A 24451-nucleotide genomic window follows, 5' to 3' on the forward strand; every position below is an offset into this window, starting at 1 on the left:
GGAGAACGTCCTCATGCGCTACGAACTGTATTACTGGCCGTCGATCCAGGGGCGCGGCGAATTCGTTCGCCTGCCGCTCGAAGAAGCGGGCGCCGATTATGTCGACGTCGCCCGCCTGCCCGAGGAAAACGGCATGGGCGTGGCGGCGCTGCTGCGGCTGCTCGACGGCGGGTCGCTGGAACACGTGCCGTTCGCGCCGCCGTTCCTGAAGGCCGGCGACCTCGTGATCGGGCAGACCGCGAACATCCTGCTGTATCTCGGCCCGCGGCTCGGCCTCGCGCCGAAGACCGAGGCGGGGCGGCACTGGGCGCACCAGCTGCAGCTGACGATCGCGGACCTTGTCGGCGAGGTCCACGACACGCATCACCCGATCGCGAGCAGCCTGTATTACGAGGATCAGAAGCCCGAAGCGCAGCGCCGCGCGAAGGACTTCACGAAGAACCGGCTGCCGAAGTTCCTGCGCTATTTCGAGCAGGTCCGCGCGCAGAACAGCTTTCGCAGCGGCTACCTCGTCGGCGACACGCTGTCGTACGTCGACCTGTCGCTGTTCCAGATCGTCGAGGGCCTGCGCTACGCGTTCCCGCGCGCGATGTCGCGCCTCGAACCGGGCTGCCCGGGCCTCGTCGAACTTCACGACCGCGTCGCCCGGCGCCCGCGCCTCGCCGCCTATCTCGCGTCGGATCGGCGCCTGCCGTTCAGCGAAGAGGGCATTTTCCGCCATTACCCGGAACTCGACCGCTAGGCCGGCCCCGGCAAAGGCGGGGATTTCGTCAGCGTCAGCGCGGCCCTCGCCCGGCGCCTGGAAAAGCGCGCTGCGCCATGCGCGCCTCCAGAAAACCATGAGGCGCATTTCGCGATTCGACGTACGCGGGCCTTGCGACGGCGGCCGATATTGGATTCATGAAGATCCTCGTTCTCGGCTCGTCCGCCGGCGGAGGCTTTCCCCAGTGGAACTGCAACTGCCGCAATTGCCACGGCGTGCGCCACGGCACCGTCCGTGCCCGGCCGCGCACCCAGTCTTCGATCGCGGTGAGCAGCAACGGCGACGACTGGGTGCTGTTCAACGCCTCCCCCGACCTGCTCGCGCAGATCCGCGCCAACCCCTGCCTGCAGCCCGCCCGCGCGCTGCGTGACAGCGGCATCGCCGGGGTGGTGCTCATCGACGCCCAGGTGGACCACACCACCGGGCTTTTCATGCTGCGCGAAGGCCAGCCGCTGCCGGTGTGGTGTACCGCGCAGGTGCACGAAGACCTTACCACCGGCAACCCGGTGTTCAACGTGCTTTCACACTTCTGCACGGTCGTCTGGCACCCGCTGCAGGTGGCGCCGCCGACGCCTTTCACGGTGCCCGGCGTGGCCGGCCTGCGCTTCACGCCGGTGCCGCTCGCGAGCAAGGCGCCGCCGTATTCGCCGCACCGCGACGACCCGCATCCGGGCGACAACATCGGCGTGCTCATCGAGGACGCGACCAGCGGCCGCAAGGTCTTCTACGCGCCGGGGTTCGGCGCGATGGCGCCGCACCTGGAGCCTTATCTCGCCGGTTCCGACGGCGTGCTGCTCGACGGCACGTTCTGGAGCGACGACGAGATGATCCGGCTCGGCATCTCGACACGCACCGCGCGCGAAATCGGCCACCTGCCGCAATCGGGTGCCGGCGGCATGATCGAGCTGCTGGCCCGCTACCCGCGGCCGCGCAAGATCCTGATCCACATCAACAACACCAACCCGATCCTCGACGAGGACTCGCGCGAGCGTGCCGAACTGGCGCGGCACGGCATCGAAGTCGCCGCCGACGGCATGCTGCTCGATTTCGGCCCCGCTGGAGATTTGCAATGAGAATGGACCAAACGGAAGCCTGGAGCGCGGAGGCGTTCGAAGCCCGGCTGCGCGCCTTGGGCGGGTGTTACCACATCCACCACCCGTTCCAGGTGATGATGCACCGCGGCCAGTGCACCCGCGAGCAGATCCGGGCGTGGGTCGCGAACCGCTACTACTACCAGGTCAGCATCCCGATCAAGGATGCCGCAATCCTCTCGAACTGCCCCGACCGCGACGTGCGCCGCCACTGGGTGCAGCGCATCCTCGACCACGACGGCCACGGCGGCGAGGGCAACGAGGGCGGCGGCATCGAGGCGTGGATCCGGCTCGGCGAAGCGGTCGGCCTCGCGCGCGAAGAGATCGTCTCCGAGCGCCTGGTGCTGCCCGGCGTGCGCTTCGCGGTCGATGCCTACATCAATTTCGCCCGTCGCAGCACGTGGCAGGAGGCGGCGGCTTCGTCGCTCACCGAGCTCTTTGCTCCGACGATCCATCAATCCCGCCTCGATCACTGGCCGCAGCATTACCCGTGGATCGAAGCCGAAGGCTACGCGTATTTCCGCCGCCGTCTCACCGAAGCGCCGCGCGACGTCGTCAATGGGCTGCGCATCACCCTCGCTCACTTCAACACCCGGGCGCTGCAGGAGCGGGCGCTGGAGATCCTGCGCTTCAAGCTCGACGTGCTGTGGTCGATGCTCGACGCGATGACGCTCGCGCACTGCGACGTGCAGATCGCCGGCTGGGGGCGATACACGCCGATGGCCGGCGCGCCCGTCACATCATGATTTTCATGAGGCGATTGCGGCGAAATGCCGCTGGCTGCGACGGTGCGGCTTGCAAATAATGAATCAAGGCGCGGCAGGGTGCCGCGCCATCATCGAGGAGACAGACATGACCTGGGAAACCCCCGCCTACTGCGAAATTCGCCTTGGTTTCGAAGTCACGGCCTACGTGTACGTCCGCTGAACCCGGCCGGAGCGGAGCCGGCCTGCCGGTTCCGCCCGCTCCCCAAGGACGCCTTGCCGCCATGGAAACCACCGCCCTCTGCGCCGACGCCCGCCTGCGGCTGTCGCCGCATTTCATGTTCCGCTGGGAAGCGAGCCAGGACGCCTACATCCTGCTCTACCCGGAAGGCCTCATCAAACTCAACCCTTCCGCCGGCGAAATCCTCAAGCGCTGCGACGGCGAGCGCAGCCTCGCGGCGATCGTCGCCGACCTGCAGGCCGCATTTCCCGGTCATGGCGAAGAAATCGCCGCCAGCGTCCGGGCGTTCGTCGAGCTGGCCTGTGACAAGGGCTGGCTGCGCAGCTGATGCCCGCGGGCGCGCCCCCTCGCGCGCGCGACGCGACCCCTGTCGCGCCGCTCTTTGCCGCAACCCCGCCATTCGCCACGCATCGCCTGGCGGTCGGCGACGGCCACGTGCTGCACGTCGAGGAATGTGGACGTCCCGGCGGCCTGCCGGTGGTCTTCCTGCATGGCGGCCCCGGTAGCGGCTGCACGCCGGGCCAGCGCCGCCTGTTCGACCCCGGCCGCTTTCGCGCGGTGCTTTTCGACCAGCGCGGCTGCGGCCGCAGCACGCCCGCGGGCAGCCTGCGGGCCAACACCACCGCCCACCTCGTCGCCGATATCGAACGCATCCGCCACCTCCTGGGCATCGAGCGCTGGCTGGTGTTTGGCGGCTCGTGGGGCAGCCTGCTGGCACTCGCCTACGGGCAGGCGCATCCCGACGCAGTGTCGGGCCTCGTGCTGCGCGGCATCTTCCTCGGCTCGGCCGCGGAGCTGCGCCGCTACGCGCAGGGCGTCGCCACTCCCGCACTGCGCGCCTGGCAGCGCTTCGCCCAGGCCGTGCCGCACGGCGAGCGCGACGATCTTCTCGGCGCCTACACCCGTCGCCTGCTCTCGCGCCATCCACCGACCCGCGTTGCGGCCGCCCGGCACTGGCTCGACTACGAACGTGCGCTGATGGGCGAGGCGCCGCTCGTCGCCGGCCCCGACCCGCGGCAGCTCGCCAAGACGCGCATCCAGGCCCATTACCTGTCGCGGGGCTGCTTTGGCGACGCGGATCGCCTGCTGGCCGGCTGCGAACGTCTGCGGCACATCCCGGGCGCCCTCGTGCAGGGCAGCGCCGACCCGGTGTGCCCGCCGCAGGCCGCGGAACGGCTGCATCGGGCGTGGCCGCAAACCGAGCGGGTGACGGTCGAGGGGGCCGGCCACGGCGCGCTGCAGCCGGCCATCGCCGCCGCCTGCATCGCCGCGCTCGACCGCATCGCGCGTCGCGTCGCCGCTGCCTGACCGCTCTTTGGCCTGCACCGCCCGGCGTGCCCCGCTCTTCGCGCCGACAAGCGGCCCGACCGACGCCGACCCGGTACGAACACCTCGCCCTATGCAGCCGCGCTGCGCAACGGAATACAGCGCTCGGTCGTCAGCGCTCGCGATGAACGCTACCCTAGCGGAAGGCTCTGGCGACCGCAGCCAGCAGCTTCGGTCGCCAGCTCAGGGTGAGCGCGACCGCCGTCGCGACGGCCGTCAGTAGCAGGATCGCGAGGACGCTGCCGAAGGCCGCCCCGTCACGCATCACCGCCAGCGCGAAGGCAAGCACTAGGGCGGCATAGCCCACCACGCGTTGCAGGGCGCAGCGCCTCGGCGAAGCGGGCACCGCACCGGTCACGTCGCGCCAGTGGCGCGGCAGGGAGAGTGCCAGAAGCGCGAAGCCAAGGTAGCCCGCGGCGCAGGCGGCAACGAGGAGGAACCCAGCGAACTCAGCCACGACCGACCTCGGCCGCCAGAGCGCCAGCCTCCGCCGGTGCCGTCCTCCGTCCGGGCCGGCGGGCAGCACAGCCGGCGAGGAACGTGGTGAGGACCAGCACTCCATCCACGCCGGCCACCTCCCATCGACCGGCGGCGAGGGTGGCAGGCAAGTGGTCGCCGGTGGTGACGCCATTGAGCAACGCAGCCAGCGCGGCGAGCACGGCGATCGCCCACGCCTGCTCGCGCCAGGCCCGGTCCGCACGCCAGCCTGCGTGTCCGAAGGCGAGCGCCCAGGCGACGAAGAAAATCTGCATCTCGAGGAGCGCGCGCCCTGGGAGAGCCAGCGGCAGCAGCCGGTTGGCGACGAGGAACGCAAGCGTCGCGGCGATGAGGCCGACGCTGCTGCCCACCGTCAGCCCTTCGACCAGCCGCACGCCGCCCAGCCCGTGCCGGGCGTGACGAGCGCGCCGGGCTTCAAGCCAGAAAAGCAGGCCGGTGGCAATCATGAGGCAGCCGGAGAGTCCGGCGAGGAAATACAGCCCGCGCAGAATCCCGTGCTCGAACTGGATGAAATGCAAGCCGGCGATGAAGCGCTGCACGCGCATCACCGGCTGCGCCTCGTGGCGGTGGAGGACGGCACCGGTCGTGCCGTCGAAATAAACGGTGTCGAGATTCATGGTGATGTCGTCGGCAATGGAACGGCGCACTTCGACATAGGCCGCAGCGTCGCCCGGATGCCAGACGCGGACGAAATAGGGTCTTCCGCCCTGCCACTCCGCTTCCGCCGCGGCGAGCATTGCGTCGAGCGACGCGAGCGGCGCGGCCACGCCGGCGGGCGGTCTCCGCCAGCTGCCGAAGGCCTCGCGGTTGAAGGTTTCACGCGCGCCCGCCCCGACCTCGGCGTAGGCGGATTGCCAGGCGGCGGGAAAATAGACGGCAAAGAAAATGACGAGGCCGGAAAGGGTAACGACCGCGTGAAAGGGCAGCGCCAACACACCGGAGAGATTGTGCAGGTCGAGGGTGGCGCGCGGCAGCGCCCGTTCGGGGCGGAAAGTGAAGAAATCGCTGAAGACCCGGCGGTGGATGATCACTCCGGAGACCAGCAGGACCAGCATCGCCATGCCGGCAAGCCCTACCAGCCAGTAGCCGATGTCGAGCCACTTCAAGTGCAGGCGGAAGTGGAACGGAAAAAAGAAGCCGCTCGCACCGGCACTTCCGGCATCGGCAAGCAGCCGGCCGCTGGCCGCTTCCACATGACGGCGCACCGTGCCTCCGGCGCCATCCGGGTAGCGCAGCTCCATGGCAGGGGCGCGCGCGGAGGGAAGCCGTATCGTCCACTGCGGCGCGCCGGCGGCGAGTCGCTCGGCAACCGGACGCAAGTTGGCGTCGAGGGAAGGAAGCCCCGCGGGCGCCGGCGCAGCGAGCCGCGTCATCGGCATCATCCAGCGGTCGATCTCACGGTCGAAAACCGAGAGACTGCCCATCCAGAAAATGACGAACAGCAAGGCACCGAGCACCACCCCGGCCCAGGTGTGAAGCGCGGTCATCGACTGGCGGAAGGTCATGCCCATCCCAAACGATCAAGCGACGCCAAGGGGGGCGAGCCAGAGCAAGATCCCCTGGCAAAGGGCCGTGCCCCCCAGAAGCATCCCCCACACCCGCCCCTGGCGCGGTTCGGCGAAACCCCAGAGGAGCACCATGAGGTAAAGGATGAAACCCGTCATGGCGGCGACCACCACCGCTTCGCTGCGCGCGATGCCGAAAGTGAGGGGCAGCGCCCGGGCGACGAGCGCGACCACCGCGGCGGTGCAGGCGTAGCCGGCGCCCACCGCCGCCAGCACTCGCGCGGCAAGTGCGGCGTCCCTGCGCCACGTGGGTCGATTACGTCGTACCCGGGTCATGCCCTGTCCATCAGAAATCCACTTGGTAACCGACGGTGAAGGTACGGCCGCGGCCTTTGAAGTAGCGATCGTCGCGCGTGGTCGAATCGGCGCTCTGCGAGTAATAGGTCACGTAGTCTTCATTGAAGACATTCTCTACCCCGGCCGAGAGCCGACCCTCGGCCAGGCGGTAGCTTACCGACGCATCGACCAGGCTGTAGCCGTTGAAGTCCAGCTCCGGCTTGGGAAAATCGCGGTCGAAGGCGTGGCTCGCCTGCACCTGCGTGTCGAGCCGGTCGGACCACCGCGCCAGCCAGCTCAAGGTGAGCCGGTCGGGAGAAATGTTGGCACCGTCGAGGTCGGTATCCACCTTTCCGTCGCCGTCGGTGTCGGAACGGCCGTTCACCGCGGCATAGGCGACCTGCAGGCGATGGGCGTCGTTCACCTTCCAGCCGGCGCTGACTTCCACGCCGTCGATTTCGGTTTTTTCGCGGCGAACCTGGTACACCCCGCCGACATTGACGAGGCGCGAGCCCAGATCGGAATCGGACTCGAAATAGCTCAGTTCGAAGTCGACCGGCCCGCGCTTGATACGCATCCCGACCTCGCGGTTGTCGGTGACGATGGGCTGCAGGTCGAGGAAGTCCGCCACCGACTGGTTGGGCTTGTTGATCCCCCGCAGCACGCGGCCGACATCCGGCATGCCGAAACCCTCCGAATAGTTGGCGAAGAGCTGCGCCCAGTCGGTGGCCTGGAAGACGGCGCCGGTATTGAACAGCGTTTCCTCGAAGCTGGGATTGCCGCCCTGGACGGTGACCCCATTGGCCTTGTTGGTCGACCAGACGGTCTGAAAGGTGTCGACATCGAGCTTGGCGTACTCGCGGCGCACGCCGGCCTGCAGTTTCAGGCGCTTGTGAGGGCGGACCTCCGCCTGCACAAAGGGGGCGAAATTGCGGAAACGGGTCTCCGGCACCCACTCGCGGTCGGTGGCGATGAGCATCTGCCGGGTCGTATCCTGAAGGATGTCGACCCCGCCGGTCAGCATCAGGTGGTTGTCGAACAGCCCGTCGCGCTTCACGGTCAGCTTGGCGCCCAGCTTCTCCGACTCGTTCTGCGACTGGTCGAAAAGGGTGCCTGCCGGGGCAATTCTCGTATCCTGGAAGGAGGCTGCGGTGCTGCCGCCAAAGCGCGCGCGAAAGCGCTGGCTGTAGAGCTGGATGCCCAGCTCATTGTCCGCGAGGCTGGCATGGTTGTAGGCGAGACTGGTGGTGAGCACCTCGTTCTGCGGCGCGGCGCCTTGCGGCCTGCCCTTGATGGAGATCGCCGGAATGCCGGCACTGGCGTCGCCCGGCACGTTGAGGTAATCGTTGTTGCCCTCGAGCTGGAAGCGGTTCACGGTGAACGCCAGGTTCTGGTTGTCGTCCAGCCAGTAGCCGAGCTTGAGCATGAGATCGTGGCTGGTCGAATCCATGATGTCGCCCTGGGTGTTGTCCACCCCGATCGGCACGCCCCTGGCGTCGTAGAACAGGCCGCGCGTCTGCCAGGTGGCGGCAGCGAGGTAATCCCAGCTGCCGCTGCTGCCCTCGATGCGGTAATCGACCTTGTAGCCCGCCCCGTCGGATTCATAATCGGTGGGCGCGGAAAAACTGATCCCGGCGTGCTGGCGAATGGCGCCGGCGCGCGGACCGCGGGTGACGAAATTGATGATGCCGCCGGTGGCACCCAGGCCGTGCTCGGCACTGGCACCATGGATGATCTCGATGCGCTCGACCATCGAGAGGTCGATCGTGTAGCCGTCGCGCGAACTGTCGCGCAAGGGGTTGGACTGGGGCACTCCGTCGATGAGGAAGAGCGGATTGCGGCCGCGAAAGCTTTCGCCGGCATTGGAGAGCTTTTGCCGGCTCGGCGAATACGAGGGGAGCAGGTTGCTCAGCACCTGGGCCTGGTCGGTGGTCACGGCCAGCTGACGATCGATTTCCTCGCGCGTAATGATCGTGACCTTCTGCGGCGTCTCGCCCGCCACGCTGCCGGCACGCGTGGCGCTGACGGTCACCGCTTCCAGCTTCGTCGGCTCCTCGGCGAGGGCGGGACCGGCAGGTACGGCCAGAGCCGCCAGCACGGCAGCGGTCAGGACATTCAAGCCGAGGATACGTCCAGGGGGATGCTGCATCGATCACTCTCCATCTGCTCATTGGTTCGACTCAATGGCTGGCTGAGAGCGTCCTGCTCCGGGCTGGCTCGAAAGCGACGCATTCTAAGTGATATTCGTTCTCATCCGCAACGATGATGTGTCTTGAGCATCCACTCGATCCGGCTCCCGGCAGGGTTCGCCTCAAGAAAATCGCGAGCCCACTTTCACTCCTTTCTCGTATCGGTGCGCGAACCAGCCGCAAATAATGGCGGAAACCATCGAGGAAACAGGAGAGAACACCATGCCCAAGGAAACCGGCGGCCTCAGTCTGGACGGACAGGGCAAGCCGCTGTGGCTGTCGCTGGAGCTCACCTACCGCTGCCCGCTCAAATGCAGCTGGTGCAACAACCCGCTCGATTTCGAGGACTACGCCGCGAAGGAGCTGAGCACCGAGGAGTGGAAGAAGGTGCTGCGCGAATCCCGCGAGTTGGGCGCGCTGCAGCTCGGCTTCACCGGCGGCGAGCCGCTGCAGCGCCCGGACCTCGAGGAACTGGTCGCGTACGCCGACAGCCTGGGTTTCTACACCAACCTCATCACCTCCGGCATCGGCCTCGGCGAGGAGCGCCTGATCGCGCTGAAGAACGCCGGCCTGAAGCAGATCCAGCTGCCCTTGCAGGCAACCCGCGCCGACGTCACCGACGCGCTGGTCGGCGCCCGCGCCCACGCCCGCAAGCTCGAAGCGGGCCGCCTCATCAAGGCCCACGGGTTTCCGATGGTGCTCAACATGCCGGTCTTCCGCCAGAACATCGGCATGACCGGCGAAATGATCGAATGGGCGGCCGGACTCGGCATCGAGTACCTGGAATTCGCCAACATCCAGTACTACAACTGGGCGCTGATGAACCGCGACGAGCTGATGCCGACGCTCGAGCAGGTGCGCGAGGCCGAACAGGTCGTGCAGCAGTGGCGCGACAAGCTCGGCAAGAAGATGACGATCTATTTCGTCATCCCGGACTACTACGAGGGCCGCCCGAAAGCCTGCATGAACGGCTGGGGCGCGATCCACCTGACGATCGCTCCCGACGGCGTCGCGATGCCCTGCCAGGAAGCCCGCGTCATTCCCGGCCTGGAATTCGAGTCGGTGCGGGACCGGCCGCTGGCGTGGATCTGGCACGAGTCGCCGCTGTTCCGCAAATACCGCGGCCTCGACTGGCTGCCCGAACCCTGCGGTTCGTGCGCCGAAAAGGAGAAGGATTTCGGCGGCTGCCGCTGCCAGGCTTTCCTGCTGACCGGCGACGCCGGCAACACCGACCCGGCGTGCAGCCGCTCGCCGCGGCATCAGGTCGTGCAGGACGCGGTCGACGCCGTCACCAGGCCGCTGCGTTTTCGCAAACCGCTGGTGAGGCGCGCCGCCGGCGCGATGTCCACCGCGTTCCTGGAAAACTGAAATGCGCCACCCCTACGACACCGCCACCGGCACCATCGCGCTCGGCATCGCGCTCACCGCAGTCCTGGCCGCGCTCGTGCGCGTCCTCGCGGGCTGAGGCGCGGCATGGAGGCGACGCTCGACCTCGCGCTGCGCTGCGCTGGGCGCATTTTCTCGCCGGCATCATCTGGGTCGGCCACAACTATTCCAGCGTCGTGCAGCGCCCGACTTGGCGCCCGCTGACGGCCGCCGACCTCGTCGACGACCGCAGTCCGCGCTTCCAGGCGCTGCTTAATCGCGAACACGGCTTTTTCCGCTGGGCGTCGGTCGTCACCTGGTGCGCCGGCGTGCTGATGCTGTGGCAGCACGGCTGGCTCGCGGGCGCGGCCGGCCTGCAGGGCAGCCTCGCGCCGATCGGCATCGGCATGTACATCGGCACGCTGATGATGCTCAACGTCTGGTTCGTGCTGTGGCCGCACCAGAAGAAGGTGCTGGGCTTGGTGCCGGCAGGCATCGAGGAGCGCGTGCGCTGCTCGCGCATCACGCACCTGTCGTCGCGCACCAACACGATGCTCTCGATTCCGCTGCTCTTCTTCATGGCGGCGGGGAGCCACGGCGGCTTTCTGCTCGGCTGACGCGATGTCACCGTCGCCTGCGTTCAACTTCGCCGCCGGCCCCGCCCGCCTGCCCGACGCGGTGCTCGAGCGGGCGCGCGACGAACTTTTTACGCGCGGGGCGGACGGCGCCTCGGCGCTCGAACGGCCTTTCACCGGCGACGCGTTTCGCGCCACGCTCGCCCACGCCCGCGAACGCCTGGCCGAACTGCTGGCGCTGCCGTCGAACTACCGCATCCTGTTCCTCGCCGGCGGCGCCCTGCACCAGTTCTCGCTGGTGCCGATGAACCTCCTCGGCGACGCGCGTCACGCGGCCTACGCCGACTCGGGCTACTGGTCGCGCCGCGCGATGGCCGAAGGCGCTCGCTACGCCGACGTGACGCTGGCCGCCCGCCACGCCGGCCCGGTGCCGCTGGCTGCGCCGCCGCTCGGCCACTGGGCGCTGCCGGCCGGCTGCGCGTACTGCCACATCACGCCGAACGAGACCGTCGAAGGCATCGCCTACCCCGGTTTGCCGGACACCGGCGACGTGCCGCTGGTCGCCGATTGCACGTCGTGTTTCCTCACCGGTCCGGTCGATGTGTCGAGATTCGGCGTCCTCTACGCCAGCGCGCAGAAGAACATCGGCCCCGCCGGCCTCACCGTCGTGGTCATTCGCGAAGACCTGCTCGAGCGCCCCGCGCCACGGGTGCCCGCGCCGCACTGCTACCGGCTCCAGGCCGAGCACGACAGCTGCGTCAACACGCCCCCGACGTGGGCGATCCACGTTGCCGGCCTCGTTTTCGACTGGATCGCCGACGCCGGCGGCCTGGCGGCGATGGCCGCCGCGAACCGGCGCAAGGCCGAAAGGCTCTACGCGGCCATCGACGGCAGCGAAGGCTTCTACGCCGCACCGGTCGCGACCGGACATCGCTCAGGCTCCAACGTCCGCTTCCACCTCGCCGACGACCGGCTCACCGACACTTTCCTCGCCGAAGCCGAGGCGCACGGGCTCACCCACCTGCGCGGCCACCGCCAGGTCGGCGGGCTGCGCGCGAGCCTCTACAACGCGATGCCGGAAGCCGGCGCCGCAGCGCTGGCGGATTTCATCGCCGGCTTCGCGAGGCGTCACGGATGAGCCGCATCCGCCTGCGCTGGCACGACCGGCCGGGCTTGGCCGGGGGCATCGACAAGGACGGCACGCGGGCGGAGGAACTGCTGGGCCTGGGCTTCGGCAGCGTCGAATTCGGCACCGTCGCCGCGCACCTGCAAGCGCCTTTCAGCCTCGCGGCGCTGACCGCGCGCCTGGCCATCCTGCCGCCGCACCACCCCGACGGGAGCGCGATCGGCATCGGCATCGGCCTGTCGCCCGGCGCGGCGCCGGCGGACTTGCCGGCGCAGTGGCTTGCCGGCCTCCTCGGCGCGTGGCGGGTGGCGGACTACGTGAGCTTCAACCTCAGCGCGCAAGCCTGCCGGCCGCTGCTCGCCCGCGAGCACCTGCCGCTCATGGCCGCAGCGATGAAGTCGATCGCGGCCGAACGCGACCGCCTGCCGCGCCGGATCCCGCTGGCGCTCAAGTTTCCGCTCGGCACGGAAGGCGAGCCGCTGCCGGACGTCGCGGCAGCGGCGGCGCAGGCCGGCTTCGACGCGCTGACCGTGGTGCTCCCTGCCGCGGGCGGGCAGCTCTCGCGGCTGGCGCGCTTCGCCGCGCTGGCCCAGCGCATCGCAGACGGCCCGGCCCTCGTGGCGGTGGGCGGCATCCGCACCGCCGTCGATGTCTGTGCGGCCCGCGCCGCCGGCGCCGCCGGGGTGCAGGTCCATCGCGCCTTTGTCGACGCCGGGCCCGACTGCCTGCCGGCCCTCATCGGCGCGGGCGGCGGACGCCAGCGCGCGCCGGCCCTGCCGGGGATGACCGAAAAGGCCGGAACACCAGGCTGATCGTTGCGGGCGGGCGTCGGGCGGGGACGCCAGCGATAAATTCAGGCGAACCGCGGCACTTGGCCATACGGGCTTGATAGAATCGCGGGCCCAGGTATCGGCGCGCATCGAAAGCGGGTGTCATGGCGAAAACGGCCTCCATTGCTTCACCGAAAAGCACGGTGGAATTTCTTCGCACGCTGCCGCTGCAGCTTTCGGTATTTTTCCTGCTGCTGATCGGCGCCATCTGGGCCGGCATCTTCTTCGAGCTGAAGTACGCGCACGAGCGGGCGATCGCCAACACTCAGCGCGACACCGGCAATCTTGCGCGGGCCTTCGCCGAGCAGGTCAGGGCATCGGCGCGCGGCATCGATCTGTCGCTGCTCGCGCTGCGCGAAGAATGGCGGCGCAATCCGTCCGGCTTCCACGATGCGGTGCTGCACCAACAGAACTACTTCTTGCGCGACGTCAGCTTCCAGGTCGCCGTGATCGACGCCGACGGCGCACTCGCCTACAGCAATCTGGAACAGCCGGCCAAGCCGGTATCGCTGGCCGACCGGGAGCATTTCCGCGTGCATCGCGAGCGCAGGGCCGACGCGCTGTTCATCAGCAAGCCGGTGCTCGGGCGCGTGTCGAAGCGCTGGAGCATCCAGTTCACCCGGCCGATCCTCGCGCTGGACCGGAGCTTTCTCGGCGTCGTCGTGATGTCGGTGCCGCCGGAATATTTCTCGCGCTTCTACGACACCATCAGTCTCGGCGAGCACGGCACGGTGACGCTGCTGCGTTCCAGCGGCGACATCCTCGCGCGCTCCCCCGATCCGGCGCAAGGAATGGGCAAATCTCTCGCAGACCGGCCTTATCTCGGCACCGACGCGCCGGAAACCGGCAGCATCGCGTTACGGGCGCAGATCGACGGCATCGAGCGCCTCGCCAGCTGGCACCGGCTCGGCGAGTTCGGATTGGTGGTGGTGGTCTGCGAAGCGTTCGACAGCATCCTGGCGCCCTACCGCGCGCAGCGCCGCGCTTTCCTGATCAGCGGCGGCGCGCTCACCGCGCTGCTGCTCGCCTTCGGCTACAGCCTGATCGCCGGCCTGCGCCAGCGCGCCAGCGCCGTTGCGGCGCGGGCATCGATCGAGGAGCGCGACCGGTTGCTGGTGGCGGCGCTGGAAGCCGTAGGCAACGGCGTCGTGATCACCGATGCCGATGCCAGGATCGAGTGGGCCAATCCGGCCTTCGAGACGCTGACCGGCTACACGCCGGCCGAGGCACTTGGCCGGCGGCCGGCGGAACTGGTGCGCTCCGGCGTGCAGCGACCGCCGTTCTACGCCGCGATGTGGGACACCATCCTGGGCGGAAAAACCTGGCGCGGCGAGCTGGTGAACAAGCACAAGGACGGCAGCCTCTACGACGAAGAACTGGTCATCACCCCGGTGCGCGACGCCGTCGGCGCAATCAGCCACTTCGTCGGCATCAAGCAGGACGTCACCGAGCGCAAGCGGACCGAGGCGCAGATCCGCAACCTCGCGTTCTATGATCCGCTCACCGAGCTGCCCAACCGCCGGCTGCTGTTCGACCGTCTCGGCCACGCGCTGGCAGCCAGTACCCGCAGCCGGCGCTACGGTGCGCTGATGCTGCTCGACCTCGACCATTTCAAGACCCTCAACGACACGCATGGGCATGACGTCGGTGACCAGTTGCTGATCAAGGTGGCGCAGCGCCTGACGGCGTGCGTGCGGGAAAGCGACACCGTGGCGCGCCTGGGCGGTGACGAATTCGTCGTCATGCTCGAAGACCTGGATCACGAGGGGCAGGGCGCTGCAGCGCAGGCCGAGTCGGTCGCCGGGAAGATCCGCGAATCGCTCGGACGTCCCTATGCGCTGAAAGGCACCTGCGCCGGCCACTGCAATACCGCGAGCATCGGCATCGCGCTGTTCGTCGGCACCGGGTACGGCACCGACGACTTGCTCAAGCATGCCGACATCGCGCTGTACCAGGCCAAGGATGCCGGGCGCAACCAGATCCGCTTCTACGAGGGCACCATGCAGGCCGCGCCGGACAGCCGCGCGGCCGGTGAGAAATAACAGCCTCAGCCGGGCCACGCCCGGTCGATCAGCAGCGCCGCGGCGGCCGGCTCCGCCAGCAGGCCCGCGACCTGCCCGCTGCGCTGACCGAGGCGGCTGGCGATGAACGCCGCGGCGGTGGTCGCCGGCGCGTGCTTGAGCAACAGTGCCGCCTGGGCCAGCAGGACCAGCTGCATCGCGACGTGGCGCCCCCGCCACTGCATCTCGTCGGGCGAGCGCAGCAGCGCGGCCAGCTCGTTCAGCGTCCCGGCCAGCGTGGGCTCTGCGGCCACGACCGGCGACAATTCCCGCAGCAGCGCCTCGCTGCCGTCCGGCTCGCGCGCGACCGCGCGCAGCACGTCGAGGCACATCACGTTGCCGGAGCCTTCCCAGATCGAGTTCACCGGCGCCTCGCGGTACAGGCGCGCCATCGGGCCGTCCTCGACGTAGCCGTTGCCGCCCCACACCTCCATGCATTCAGCGACGAATGCGATCGCGCGCTTGCAGACCCAGAACTTCGCCGCCGGCGTGACGATGCGCCGCCACGCGCGCTCCAGCGGGTCGTCGCCCGCTTCGACCGCCTTCGCCAGGCGCATCGCCAGTATCGTCGCCGCTTCGCTTTCGAGCGCGAGATCGGCGAGCACGTTGCGCATCAGCGGCTGCGCGACCAGAACCTGCCCGAACGCCGAACGGTGGCGGGCGTGGTGGATCGCTTCGACCAGCGCGCGGCGCATCAGCGCGGCGCTGCCGAGCACGCAGTCGAGCCGGGTCTGCGCCGCCATCTCCATGATCGTCGCGATGCCGCGCCCCTCGTCGCCGACCAGCGTGCCGAAAGCGTCCTCGAACTCGACCTCGGCCGACGCGTTCGAGCGATTGCCGAGCTTGTCCTTGAGGCGCCGGATGCGCACGGCGTTGCGGCTGCCGTCGGGCAGCCAGCGCGGCACGAAGAAGCACGACGGCCCCGCGCTGGCCTGCGCCAGCACCAGATGCGCATCGCAGGTCGGCACCGAGAAGAACCATTTGTGCCCGACCAGCGCATAGTCCCGGCCGCCGGCGCCGAGCAGGCGCGCCCGCGTAGTGTTGGCGCGCAGGTCGGAGCCGCCCTGCTTCTCGGTCATGCCCATGCCGATCATCACCGAGCGTTTGCCCGCGAGCGGCACGTCCCGCCCGTCGTAGTCGCGCGAGCGGAACTTGTCACCGAGCACGCCGAACAGCGCCGGCTCCCGGCGCAGCACCGGGATCGACGCAAAAGTCATCGTCACCGGGCACAGCGAACCCGCTTCCGCCTGGCCATGCAGGAAGAACGACGCGGCCCGCGCGACGTGCGCGCCGGGGCGCGGCTCGAACCACGCCGAACTGTGCACGCCGTCGGCATACAGCATCCCGAGCAGGCGCGCCCACGCGGGGTGGAAATCGACGTCATCGACGCGCCGGCCGCAGCGATCGTACGCGACGAGCTCCGGCACGTGACGATCGGCCAGTTCCGCGAGCCGCTGCGTGTCGGCACTGCCGAGCACCTCGCCCTGTCCGCGCAGCGCCTCCGCGTGCCACCCCGCGCCTTCACGCACGACCGCCTCGCGCAGCGCGATGTCGGTGTCGAACAGGTTGCAGTCGCTCAGCACCGGTACCTGGTTGAAGACTTCATGAGTTCGCCACATGGGGCCTCCCGCCGCGACGCTTTCACCGTGCTTCAGCCTAGACATGCATGCTGCGGCCGGCAATCTCCCGGCAGTATCCCGGCTCGGCTCGCCGCGGCGCCGGCAATTTGGCGTGTTGCCGGACCCGGTTCCAGACGAGGCACCCGTCCGGAGATGTTTATGCGCATCCAGATGTTCATACAAATGCGCGCTGGAGCTGCTTTTCCAGGGCTTCTGAAGGTGTCATCTTCGTTGCACGGCTGCGCCACTTGGCACATCATTTGTTTATATTTGGCTCACAAGGTGACACCATGACTCAGACGCTCTCGCTGCAGGATCGATTGAGTGACAAGCTGAGTGGGGTCCTCGGCATGGACAGTGCAGCCGACGAGCTGACGTTGGCGCGGACCGATCGCAAGCGGCTGGGCGCGATGCTGCTTCGCACCCTGTCCGGCGAGCGTGTGCTGGAGCCCGCCGACGTCTATCGCGTGATCCCGCGCCGCACCTGGGTTCGGCGCAAGGGTGAAGGCACGCTGACTCCGGCCGAGTTCGATAGTCTGTACCGGCTGGTTCGGCTGCGATTGCTGGCCGACCTGGTCTTCGACGACCGCCAGCGCGCCCACGACTGGCTCCACACGCCGAAAACTCGTCTTGGCGGTGTCGCGCCGATGGATTTCGCGGCCGACTCCCTCGGCTTCGAGGCCGTGGAGAACTGGCTCCACGAGATTGATCAAGGGTACTTTGCGTGATCCTGTGGCGCATCAGCAACTACGCCGAGCTCTCTGGCGCCGGCGGACTGACGCACCCTGGCCGTTGGCACAACCGCGGCCGCCCGGTCGTATATCTGGCGGAAAGTGCGGCCGGTGCGTTGCTGGAGGCACTGGTCCACGTCGAGGCGACTCATCCCGGCGAGCTCCCGCGACACTACCAGCTGCTGGAGGTCGAAGTGCCCGACGGGGCCTCGATTGCCGATCCGGACTCGCCCGACGGTCTGCGGCTGGAAACTGGATGGCAGCACGAGTTCGCGGCGACCCGCCGCTGCGGAGACCGATGGCTCGCCTCCGGCACATCGCTGCTGTTGCGCGTGCCGTCCGCCGTCGTCGGGCGAACCTGCAACGTCCTGTTCAACCCGCTTCATCCCGGGGCACGGGAGTGCCGCATCGTGTCGGCATTGCGCTACCCCTTCGACGACAGGCTGCTCGGCAAACCAAAAGGTTAATGCCGCTATTGCCGGGCTGTGCCGAGGCGGCGCCACAGGTCGCGCACGACGCCGACGAACGCGGCGGTCCACGCGGCGAGCGCGGCATACAGGAAGATCGGCGGCACGAAGCCGAGGAAATCGAACCCCAGCGCGCCGGCCATCTGCTGCGTGCTCGCGGCGTACATGCCGAGCGGGAAGACCGCGCCCCAGTACAGCGGGTCGTACTTCAGCGGGAAGCGCTTGTAGATATGTCGCCACAGGCCGAGGATCAGCAGCATCGGGATCCACCACGTGCCCGTCGCCCAGTAGAAGACCGTGAACCCCTTGAGGAACGGCAGCAGCGAATGCAGGAAAGGCGCGTCGGGCGCGTTCGCGATCAGCAGCGAGCCGGCGAGCGTCGAGATCGCCATCGCGCCCATGTTGATCCAGTACGGCGGCGCGAGGTCGCCGGGCGAGAACAGGAAGAACGTGTAGCGGTAGAAGATCAGCGACATCATCCAGATGTAGAGCATGCCGCCCCACAGCCACATCGACAGCGCGAAAAAGTTTAGCTCCAGCCGGTAAGGCTGCTCGAGGTGGTTCGCGAGCAGCGCGCCGAGCACCGCGATCGACTGCGTCGCGACCACCGCGAGCAGCCAGCCGCCGCTGATGCCGCGGTCGAGCGTCGGCTTCTGCTCCTTGACGGTGAAGGCCGTGAAGATCGTGTAGGTCAGCCCGATCCACAGCGCGATCGCGACGAACCACAGCGCGAGCCCGACCGCTTCGCTGTCCGCGAGGATCAGGAACTGGCTGCCGAGGATGCCGGAGGCGGCGACGGCGGTGAAGAACCCGGGCCCGCGCAGGTGATCGACCATATCGCCGAAGAAGCGCTGCGGAAAGCGGACCATGCGCAGCACGAACAGCAGCGCGATGACGGCGTAGATGCCGACGTTGAGGACGAACAGCGCCTGCGCGAGGCGCGGCAGCGCGAGCAGGTGCGCGCCCAGCGAGATGATCCCGGTCGCCATGACCATGCCGAAGTAGGCCGGAGACATGCCTTCGAGATCCTGCAGCAGGCGCGCGCCGGCAAGCGTGCGTGCCGCCGGAACGGCGGTCATTCCTCGGTGCTCCGCGGCGACGATCCGCCACACGGGACGGACGGCATGCCGGGCGGGCGGGAAAACGCTCCCGGTGGCAGATCAAGCCCCGTGTGCCGGAACAACTTTCCGCTTGCTGGAAGCATTTCTTCTCCCGCGGCGTGCCGGATTCGGCGCAAAAAGCATATCACGCTCCGCGGCAGGCCCCGGAGGCGGATACGCGCCCCGCCGCATTGCCATGATGCGGATCAGCCATCCGGGCGATAGACTGTCTTTCGGTTTCCGGTGTTGAAGAAGACCCGACCAACGATGATGGAGTCGCCTGTGAACCGCATTGACCACTGCACAGAGGAAGCCATCCGGCGCTTCCTCATCTTGATCGGCAGCCGGTACGACACGGCAGGCGCGATCCTGTATGGCAGCCGGGCGCGCGGGACGCACCGCCCGGATAGCGATGCGGATGTCGCTGTGCTCCTTAAAGGGGAGCATCAAAGGGTGTTGACAACCACTCTGGCGATGGCGGACGTGGCCTATGACGTGCTACTTGAAACCGGCATCAACATCTCGCCGCTGCCAGTGTGGCTCGACGAATGGGAGCACCCGGAGAATTTCTCCAACCCCGCGCTGCTCCAGAACATCGCCAGAGAGGGGGTCAGGCTGTGAAGACCGAGAACTTGATGGCGAAGGCAAATAGGTTTCGTCGATTGGCTAGCCCTCGCAGCCCCGCGGCGGGCGGGCGTACCAGCGGCCCGGTTCGCCTTCGTACAGCGTGACACGCGACCAGAAATCCCAGCTGAAGCCGATGTCCTGCCGGTCGCCGGTGGTCAGCGCGCGGGCGAAGAACCAGCCGCTCGTGCTCGCGCGGCCAGCGACCACGTGGGTGCCCGGCGAGGCCGTGGCCTGCGCGCAGCTCATGCCGGAACCGCCGCGCGCGAGGACTTCGACCGTGCGGCTCGCCGACGCCGTGTTGCCGGCGCTGTCGGTTGCGCTGTAGGTGCACGCGTAGCGGCCCGGCCGGGCAGGGTCGACGCTGCTGCAATCGGCGCTGACCGTGAGCGCGCCGTCCTCGGGGTCGGTGGCCGTCGCGCCCGGATCGACGAACGCCTGCCCCTCTTCCAGCCGTAGCGGGTTCGCCCCGGCGATCGTGATGCGCGGGCCGCCGGGCTCGGCGGCGGCCGCGCGCGGATGGCGCTCGAAGAAATTCCACGCGATGTCCGGGAAACTCGGCCCGCGCCGGATCGACCACTTGCCGTCCCGCCCCTGTTCGCCGCCGATCCAGTAGTGGCCATGGTCGGTATCGGACGGGTTCGGCGTCGCCTGCGGGCCGTCGTAGAACACCGTCTCGACGACCGAGCGGCTCGCGGTGCCGCCGCCCCTCGTGAAGACGGAATGCCGGCAACCATAGTCTTCGTCGCCGAACACCGGGGTGCACGGCGTCTGCCGGGCCATCGCCGTCGCCGGCGTATCGTGCCCGGCCGCGCCGAACACCGTCAGCTGCGCGTCGCGCAGGTTGCGGCCGGCCGGCTGGACGACCGTGCAGTCGGCGTTGTTCTGCACCACCAGCAGCGGGATCGGGTAAGGGTCATCGACTTCGGCCTGCATGTCGGCGACGACGCGGCTGACCGGATGGAACGTGGCCCGCCCCGGGCACTGGCCCGACAGCGACACCGACGCCGAGTCTTCGCCGTACGGAATGCCGGCCACGCTCGCGGCCGCCGCCCAGTATTCGTTGTGCGCGACCGCCGCGACCACCGCCATCGCCGCGCCCGACGACAGGCCGGTGATGTAGCGGCGCGCCGGGTCGATGTCGAAGTGGCCCTCGACTTCGCGCGCGATGCGATGCAGGTCTTCCGGCTCGCCGCGCCCTTCGTGCTGGTGCGCGTCGAACCAGAACCCCCAGCAGTTGGTGTTGCGCAGGCCGTCGTAGCTGGTGATGCGCGGCGCGACGAGGATGAAACCGTAGCGTTCGGCCGCGGCGGCGAGTCCCCAGTCGCGCAGCACGTCTTCCTCGGTCTGCTGGCAGCCGTGCAGCGCCATGACCAGCGGCGCCGGCCCGCTCAGGCCGTCCGGGACATAGACCTTGTAGTGCCGGTCACGCGAGCCGGAATAGTCCTGTGCGCGGAACGTGAAGGATTCGGTCGTGCCGGCCACCGCCGCCGCGCCGCACAGGACCAGCAGCATCGCGGCCAGCGCATTTCGCCATACCCGTTTCACGCGCATCGACAAATCTCCCTGGGGCTCGCCGCGGAAGATCCGCCGCGATCGATCATCTCGCGCGTCCCGCCGCGCCGAAGCGACGCCGACGCTCCGGCCGCTGTGCTCCCCCTGCCCTGCGCCTTCACAGTAACGCAGCGCGCGTATTGACACTGTTTTGCGCCGCTTTTGGCACGTCGCGCAGATTACTTCGCGCCCCCCTTTCCGCTTACCTGCGAGCGGGATGCGCCGTCTCATTCAGCACGCGCAGGACGATCTCCCGGTCGATTGCGTCGAGGGCCGCTTCGAGGGCAGCGGGGTCGCGGGGGGGGGGGGTCGGGTTTCGTGTGAGGTATTGGATCATGCGGGGGGCCGTGGCATGGCCGCGGCTGGCCGCCCTCGCGATCCACTCCATCCCCGCCTTTTCGTCGGCCGGCACCCCGGTCCCGGCGATGTGGCAGCGGCCGAGCCAGTGCATGGCCTCGGGGCAATTCTGCTGGGCTGCGGCCTCGAGCCAGCGGACGGCCTCTTCGGGCAGGTTCTGCGCGAGGAACAGCAGCGCGAAGTCGCACTGCGCTTCCGCGATGCCGGCATCGGCATCGAGGATCAGCGCGCGATCGTCCGGCTCCAGGCGCAGCCGGGAGAGCGCCAGTGCATCGTCGAGCGCGACGAGCGTGCGCTCGCCGGCACCCAAGGTCTGTGTTCGCAGCAGGCCGTCCGCGACCCGGCGCCACAGCGTCCGCTTGCTGAGGCCCGAAAGCGCCGAGACGGTGTTCAGGGAGATGAAGTCCATCGTGGCTCCGACGCGGCGAGAAAGCGCGAGTTTAACTGCAGGCCCGGCCGGGCAAAACGGTTTCGCGAAACAGGAGCATCTCCGGCTGCGTCATGCCCGTCCTGCTGGCACGACCGGGTGTGCCATTCGAATGGCGTGGCACAGGTGGGGGTGTGCCACGCGCGACGGTGGCACACCCCAGGTCTGCCGGAATCCCGCTGTTTCCGGTGCCTCTCTCAGCTTGGCGCAGCCCTTGCTTTGTATGCTACAAGCGGAACTTTCCGTAGTCATCCAAGGGAGGTGCAAAATGAAAAAGGTGCAACAAGGTTTCACGCTGATCGAGCTGATGATCGTCGTCGCGATCATCGGCATTCTGGCGGCGGTGGCGCTGCCGGCGTATCAGGATTACACGGTTCGTGCCAGAGTATCCGAACTAGCCATTATGGCATCTGGCGCAAAAGCAACCGTGGGTGAAAACATCGCGAACAAGGGGGGCACGATCGACGGCACTGCTTGCAACGGTGTTGCCGTGTTCAGCACGGCAACAAAAAACACCGCATCTCTTGCCTGCGCGAACGGCACGATCACAGTGACCGGCACCGCCGACGCGAAAGCCGTGATTTTGACGTATGCTCCGTCGTCGGCGTCCGCAGGTATTACTTGGAAGTGCTCGTCAGCGGCGACAAATTACAAATACGTGCCTGCGGAATGTCGCCAAGCCGCATAATTTCAAGAAGACAAGGTCGGATTTGATTTCCTCCTGACCTAGCTCTAACCAAGAAGACCGCTAAGGCGGTCTTCTTGGTTTTCCGCCAAGATTGTCTAGCTCGGCAGTAAGTTTAGCCATAGGTTGGGAGATGATGTCAAAGTCGATAATCAGGACAGCGATCTTGACCCTGCAAAAAATCGCAGCTTTTCTTGCCTTTGCCCTTGCCTATTACTCACCAATTATTCTGGACTTGTCCGGCCAGACCACCAGCGATTCCAGGGTTCAAGCATTGCTCGGTGAGGCGTTAGCCACACCCGTAGTTCAGTGGGAACTGGTGCGAAACGCTCTCGGCCATCTTGTTCTCTTGGTGATTTGCTATGTGTTCCTCACACTACTTGCTCATCGCTTTACCCTGGCAACACACCTTTCCGCGCCAATCGCCAGACTGCTGTTCCTAGTTGTCGGTTGGATGCTGCTGGTAGCAGGCACGGCTGTTTTGTTCCCGACTTCTGACTATATATACGTTTATACCGCACTCGCACATCCGCATGTTGCGCTCGTGCTCGCCCTGTTACTTGGCACAGGAACAGCTTTCGGGCTCTGGCGGACACGAAAAACACTGCCACTTGCTGCTCCGTTAATCAGCGCATTCGTCGCGGCTGGCATCGTCGGCTGGAGCAGTTCGTTCGGCGCGAACGAAAAACTCCCTGCTAACGCGCGAAACATTATCATCATAGGCATCGATTCCTTGTCCGCTACTGCTTTCGAGGCGAACCGCCAATATCTTCCGAATTTGGCAGAACTTCTCGCGCAAGGAACTTCCTTCGAAAACGCCTACACCCCAATCGGACGCACCTTCCCAGCCTGGATGAGCATCCTGAGCGGCATGTCGCCCGCCGAACATGGCGCGGTATTTAACCTGCGCAATATAGAACATGTAAAGCGTAATGATTTGCTTACGCATGAGCCTCTTGCAAAAGGAGCTCTGCGTGGGGGATTTTTTGCGGCGGGAGGCAAAGGCGGAGAGGGCGGGCGGCCATTTCTGGCATGATGCGGTTACCAAGCCAAACATCATAACGCCCGCCCTATGCATGCTACCCAACGCAAACTGATCCTGCAACGCTGGAACGTGATTCAGCACGAACTGCTGCCCGAGTTGCAGAACGAGGTGGGGGCGCTGACGCCGAAGCTGGAGCGGGTCATCCACACCCTGGAATGGGTGCGCATCGAGGAATTCACGGCGACGACGTGGTGTGGCGTGGGGCGCCCGCCCTGTGAGCGGGCCTGGCTGGCAAACGCTTTCGTGGCGAAGGCGGTGCTGGGACTGACGACCACGGTGGGGCTGATCGAGCGCCTGATGGTCGATCGTGTGCTGCGGCGCATCTGTGGCTTCCCGCCGTGCCGGAAGCTGCCCTCCGAAGCCACCTTCTCGCGCGCCTTCGACGAGTTTGCCGAGAGGTGTCTGGCCGAACGGGTGCATGAGGCGCTCATCAAGGAACACCTCGGGGGGGCGCTGATCGGGCACCTCAGCCGCGACGGCACCGCGATCGAAGCACGCGAGCGCCCGGCCCACACCAGGGGTGCGGCGGCGACACCGGCGCCTGCGGCCCAATGGTCCCTGATGGCCGAGGAAGAAACCCCCGCGCCAACGCCCCCGGTCCCCGCGAAGAAACGCGGCCGCCCCCGGCGCGGCGAAGTCCGTGCCCCCGCCAAGGTTTCGCCCATCCAGCGCCAACGCCAGCAGAGCCTCACGCAGATGCTCGAGGACATCCCCGCGGTGTGCGACCGCGGCACCAAGTGCAATGCCCAGGGGTACAAAGTCAGCTGGAACGGCTACAAGCTGCACCTGGACACCGCCGACTGTGGCGTGCCGATTGCGGCGCTGCTGTCGTCGGCCTCGATGCACGACAGCCGCGCCGCCATTCCTTTGTCGCTGATCAGCGCGCAGCGTGTCACCAATCTCTACGACGTCATGGATGCCGCCTATTGCAGCTTCGAGTTGCATGAGCACTGCCGCAGCCTGGGCCATGTCCCATTGATTGACCACAATCCGCGCGGCGGCAAGAAAGAGGCGTTCGAGCCGGCCGACGCGATCCGTTACAACGAACGCACTGTCGCCGAGCGCAGCAATGCGCGGCTCAAGGATGAGTTCGGCGGTAACTCCGTCCGGGTCAAGGGCGGCACCAAGGTCATGGGGCACCTGATGTTCGGTGTCCTGGCGCTGTCCGCCGACCAGTTGATGCGATTGCGACAATGACACTGCGCACCGCAACGCCTGCCCTGACATCACTGC

Annotated in this window: 25 protein-coding genes; 17 read left to right on the plus strand and 8 right to left on the minus strand. The window is 67.5% G+C overall.

Annotated elements, in window-relative coordinates:
• Nucleotides 1-13 precede the first annotated feature (13 nt).
• From pbN1_RS06170 to pip, 6 genes are all read left to right on the plus strand, one after another.
• Nucleotides 14-742, plus strand: coding sequence for a glutathione S-transferase (locus pbN1_RS06170; protein WP_169203053.1), 729 nt, complete (start codon nt 14-16; stop codon nt 740-742).
• A 158-nt stretch (nt 743-900) separates the two neighbouring features.
• The gene (pqqB, locus tag pbN1_RS06175) at nt 901-1836 is read left to right on the plus strand and encodes a pyrroloquinoline quinone biosynthesis protein PqqB (protein WP_169203052.1); all 936 of its coding nucleotides are present in this window, start codon (nt 901-903) and stop codon (nt 1834-1836) included.
• Nucleotides 1833-2600 (plus strand): pyrroloquinoline-quinone synthase PqqC, encoded by a 768-nt coding sequence (gene pqqC / locus pbN1_RS06180; RefSeq protein ID WP_210147673.1) that lies wholly within the window; start codon nt 1833-1835, stop codon nt 2598-2600. The genes pqqB and pqqC overlap by 4 nt, the downstream gene beginning before the upstream one ends.
• Nucleotides 2601-2706: 106 nt before the next feature.
• Nucleotides 2707-2781, plus strand: a complete 75-nt coding sequence (gene pqqA, locus pbN1_RS21120; protein WP_081455968.1) for a pyrroloquinoline quinone precursor peptide PqqA — start codon at nt 2707-2709, stop codon at nt 2779-2781.
• 61 nt (nt 2782-2842) lie between these two features.
• On the plus strand, nt 2843-3127 hold the full coding sequence (gene pqqD, locus pbN1_RS06190) for a pyrroloquinoline quinone biosynthesis peptide chaperone PqqD (protein WP_169203051.1): 285 nt from the start codon (nt 2843-2845) through the stop codon (nt 3125-3127).
• Complete coding sequence (pip, locus tag pbN1_RS06195; protein WP_169203050.1) at nt 3127-4107, plus strand: prolyl aminopeptidase; 981 nt, start codon at nt 3127-3129, stop codon at nt 4105-4107. The genes pqqD and pip overlap by 1 nt, the downstream gene beginning before the upstream one ends.
• A gap of 154 nt (nt 4108-4261) precedes the next feature.
• On the opposite strand, the gene pbN1_RS06200 is transcribed toward pip, so the two are convergent.
• From pbN1_RS06200 to pbN1_RS06215, 4 genes are read right to left on the minus strand one after another with little or no spacing between them, the layout of a single operon-like run.
• On the minus strand, nt 4262-4582 hold the full coding sequence (locus pbN1_RS06200; RefSeq protein ID WP_169203049.1) for a DUF3325 domain-containing protein: 321 nt from the start codon (nt 4580-4582) through the stop codon (nt 4262-4264).
• On the minus strand, nt 4575-6134 hold the full coding sequence (locus pbN1_RS06205; protein WP_210147675.1) for a PepSY-associated TM helix domain-containing protein: 1560 nt from the start codon (nt 6132-6134) through the stop codon (nt 4575-4577). The genes pbN1_RS06200 and pbN1_RS06205 overlap by 8 nt, the downstream gene beginning before the upstream one ends.
• Nucleotides 6135-6143: 9 nt before the next feature.
• Entirely contained in the window at nt 6144-6464 is a 321-nt protein-coding gene (locus pbN1_RS06210; protein ID WP_210147676.1) for an iron transporter, read from the minus strand.
• Nucleotides 6465-6474: 10 nt separating this feature from the next.
• Nucleotides 6475-8613, minus strand: a complete 2139-nt coding sequence (locus pbN1_RS06215; RefSeq protein ID WP_169204216.1) for a TonB-dependent receptor — start codon at nt 8611-8613, stop codon at nt 6475-6477.
• A 262-nt stretch (nt 8614-8875) separates the two neighbouring features.
• Here pbN1_RS06215 and pqqE point away from each other — a divergent pair, with 262 nt between their 5' ends.
• The 5 genes from pqqE to pbN1_RS06240 all read left to right on the plus strand — a co-directional run bounded on the left by pqqE (nt 8876) and on the right by pbN1_RS06240 (nt 14591).
• Complete coding sequence (gene pqqE, locus pbN1_RS06220; protein ID WP_169204215.1) at nt 8876-10021, plus strand: pyrroloquinoline quinone biosynthesis protein PqqE; 1146 nt, start codon at nt 8876-8878, stop codon at nt 10019-10021.
• A 194-nt stretch (nt 10022-10215) separates the two neighbouring features.
• Nucleotides 10216-10635 (plus strand): urate hydroxylase PuuD, encoded by a 420-nt coding sequence (locus pbN1_RS06225; protein ID WP_244857179.1) that lies wholly within the window; start codon nt 10216-10218, stop codon nt 10633-10635.
• Between the two features lie 4 nt (nt 10636-10639).
• Nucleotides 10640-11731 carry a 3-phosphoserine/phosphohydroxythreonine transaminase gene (serC, locus tag pbN1_RS06230; RefSeq protein ID WP_169204214.1) on the plus strand — a complete coding sequence of 364 codons (1092 nt, stop codon included), beginning with the start codon at nt 10640-10642 and terminating at the stop codon, nt 11729-11731.
• The gene (locus pbN1_RS06235; RefSeq protein ID WP_210147677.1) at nt 11728-12531 is read left to right on the plus strand and encodes a dihydroorotate dehydrogenase; all 804 of its coding nucleotides are present in this window, start codon (nt 11728-11730) and stop codon (nt 12529-12531) included. The genes serC and pbN1_RS06235 overlap by 4 nt, the downstream gene beginning before the upstream one ends.
• 161 nt (nt 12532-12692) lie before the next feature.
• Entirely contained in the window at nt 12693-14591 is a 1899-nt protein-coding gene (locus tag pbN1_RS06240; RefSeq protein ID WP_169204143.1) for a sensor domain-containing diguanylate cyclase, read from the plus strand.
• Nucleotides 14592-14596: 5 nt separating this feature from the next.
• Here the strand turns inward: pbN1_RS06240 and pbN1_RS06245 are convergent, their stop codons facing one another.
• Entirely contained in the window at nt 14597-16228 is a 1632-nt protein-coding gene (locus tag pbN1_RS06245; protein ID WP_169204144.1) for an isovaleryl-CoA dehydrogenase, read from the minus strand.
• 290 nt (nt 16229-16518) lie between these two features.
• On the opposite strand from pbN1_RS06245, the gene pbN1_RS06250 reads away from it, so the two are divergent.
• Nucleotides 16519-16956, plus strand: a complete 438-nt coding sequence (locus pbN1_RS06250; protein WP_169117971.1) for an MbcA/ParS/Xre antitoxin family protein — start codon at nt 16519-16521, stop codon at nt 16954-16956.
• Nucleotides 16953-17426, plus strand: a complete 474-nt coding sequence (locus tag pbN1_RS06255; RefSeq protein WP_169204145.1) for an RES family NAD+ phosphorylase — start codon at nt 16953-16955, stop codon at nt 17424-17426. Before pbN1_RS06250 ends, pbN1_RS06255 begins: the two co-directional genes overlap by 4 nt.
• Nucleotides 17427-17431: 5 nt before the next feature.
• On the opposite strand, the gene pbN1_RS06260 is transcribed toward pbN1_RS06255, so the two are convergent.
• Nucleotides 17432-18505, minus strand: coding sequence for a tellurite resistance/C4-dicarboxylate transporter family protein (locus tag pbN1_RS06260; protein ID WP_169204146.1), 1074 nt, complete (start codon nt 18503-18505; stop codon nt 17432-17434).
• Nucleotides 18506-18808: 303 nt separating this feature from the next.
• Here pbN1_RS06260 and pbN1_RS06265 point away from each other — a divergent pair, with 303 nt between their 5' ends.
• Complete coding sequence (locus tag pbN1_RS06265; protein ID WP_169204147.1) at nt 18809-19147, plus strand: nucleotidyltransferase domain-containing protein; 339 nt, start codon at nt 18809-18811, stop codon at nt 19145-19147.
• 45 nt (nt 19148-19192) lie between these two features.
• Here the strand turns inward: pbN1_RS06265 and pbN1_RS06270 are convergent, their stop codons facing one another.
• On the minus strand, nt 19193-20704 hold the full coding sequence (locus tag pbN1_RS06270) for an extracellular catalytic domain type 1 short-chain-length polyhydroxyalkanoate depolymerase (RefSeq protein ID WP_169204148.1): 1512 nt from the start codon (nt 20702-20704) through the stop codon (nt 19193-19195).
• 202 nt (nt 20705-20906) lie between these two features.
• Nucleotides 20907-21470 carry a tetratricopeptide repeat protein gene (locus pbN1_RS06275; protein WP_210147678.1) on the minus strand — a complete coding sequence of 188 codons (564 nt, stop codon included), beginning with the start codon at nt 21468-21470 and terminating at the stop codon, nt 20907-20909.
• 286 nt (nt 21471-21756) lie between these two features.
• Here pbN1_RS06275 and pbN1_RS06280 point away from each other — a divergent pair, with 286 nt between their 5' ends.
• From pbN1_RS06280 to pbN1_RS06290, 3 genes are all read left to right on the plus strand, one after another.
• Nucleotides 21757-22176 carry a pilin gene (locus pbN1_RS06280; protein ID WP_169204301.1) on the plus strand — a complete coding sequence of 140 codons (420 nt, stop codon included), beginning with the start codon at nt 21757-21759 and terminating at the stop codon, nt 22174-22176.
• A 163-nt stretch (nt 22177-22339) separates the two neighbouring features.
• A complete protein-coding gene (locus pbN1_RS06285) occupies nt 22340-23209 on the plus strand; it encodes an alkaline phosphatase family protein (RefSeq protein WP_169204302.1) in 870 nt (289 codons plus the stop codon).
• Nucleotides 23210-23245: 36 nt separating this feature from the next.
• Nucleotides 23246-24415, plus strand: a complete 1170-nt coding sequence (locus pbN1_RS06290; RefSeq protein ID WP_169204314.1) for a transposase — start codon at nt 23246-23248, stop codon at nt 24413-24415.
• The last annotated feature ends 36 nt before the right edge of the window (nt 24416-24451 follow it).

The sequence above is a fragment of the Aromatoleum bremense genome (genome assembly GCF_017894365.1).
Taxonomy (GTDB): domain Bacteria; phylum Pseudomonadota; class Gammaproteobacteria; order Burkholderiales; family Rhodocyclaceae; genus Aromatoleum; species Aromatoleum bremense.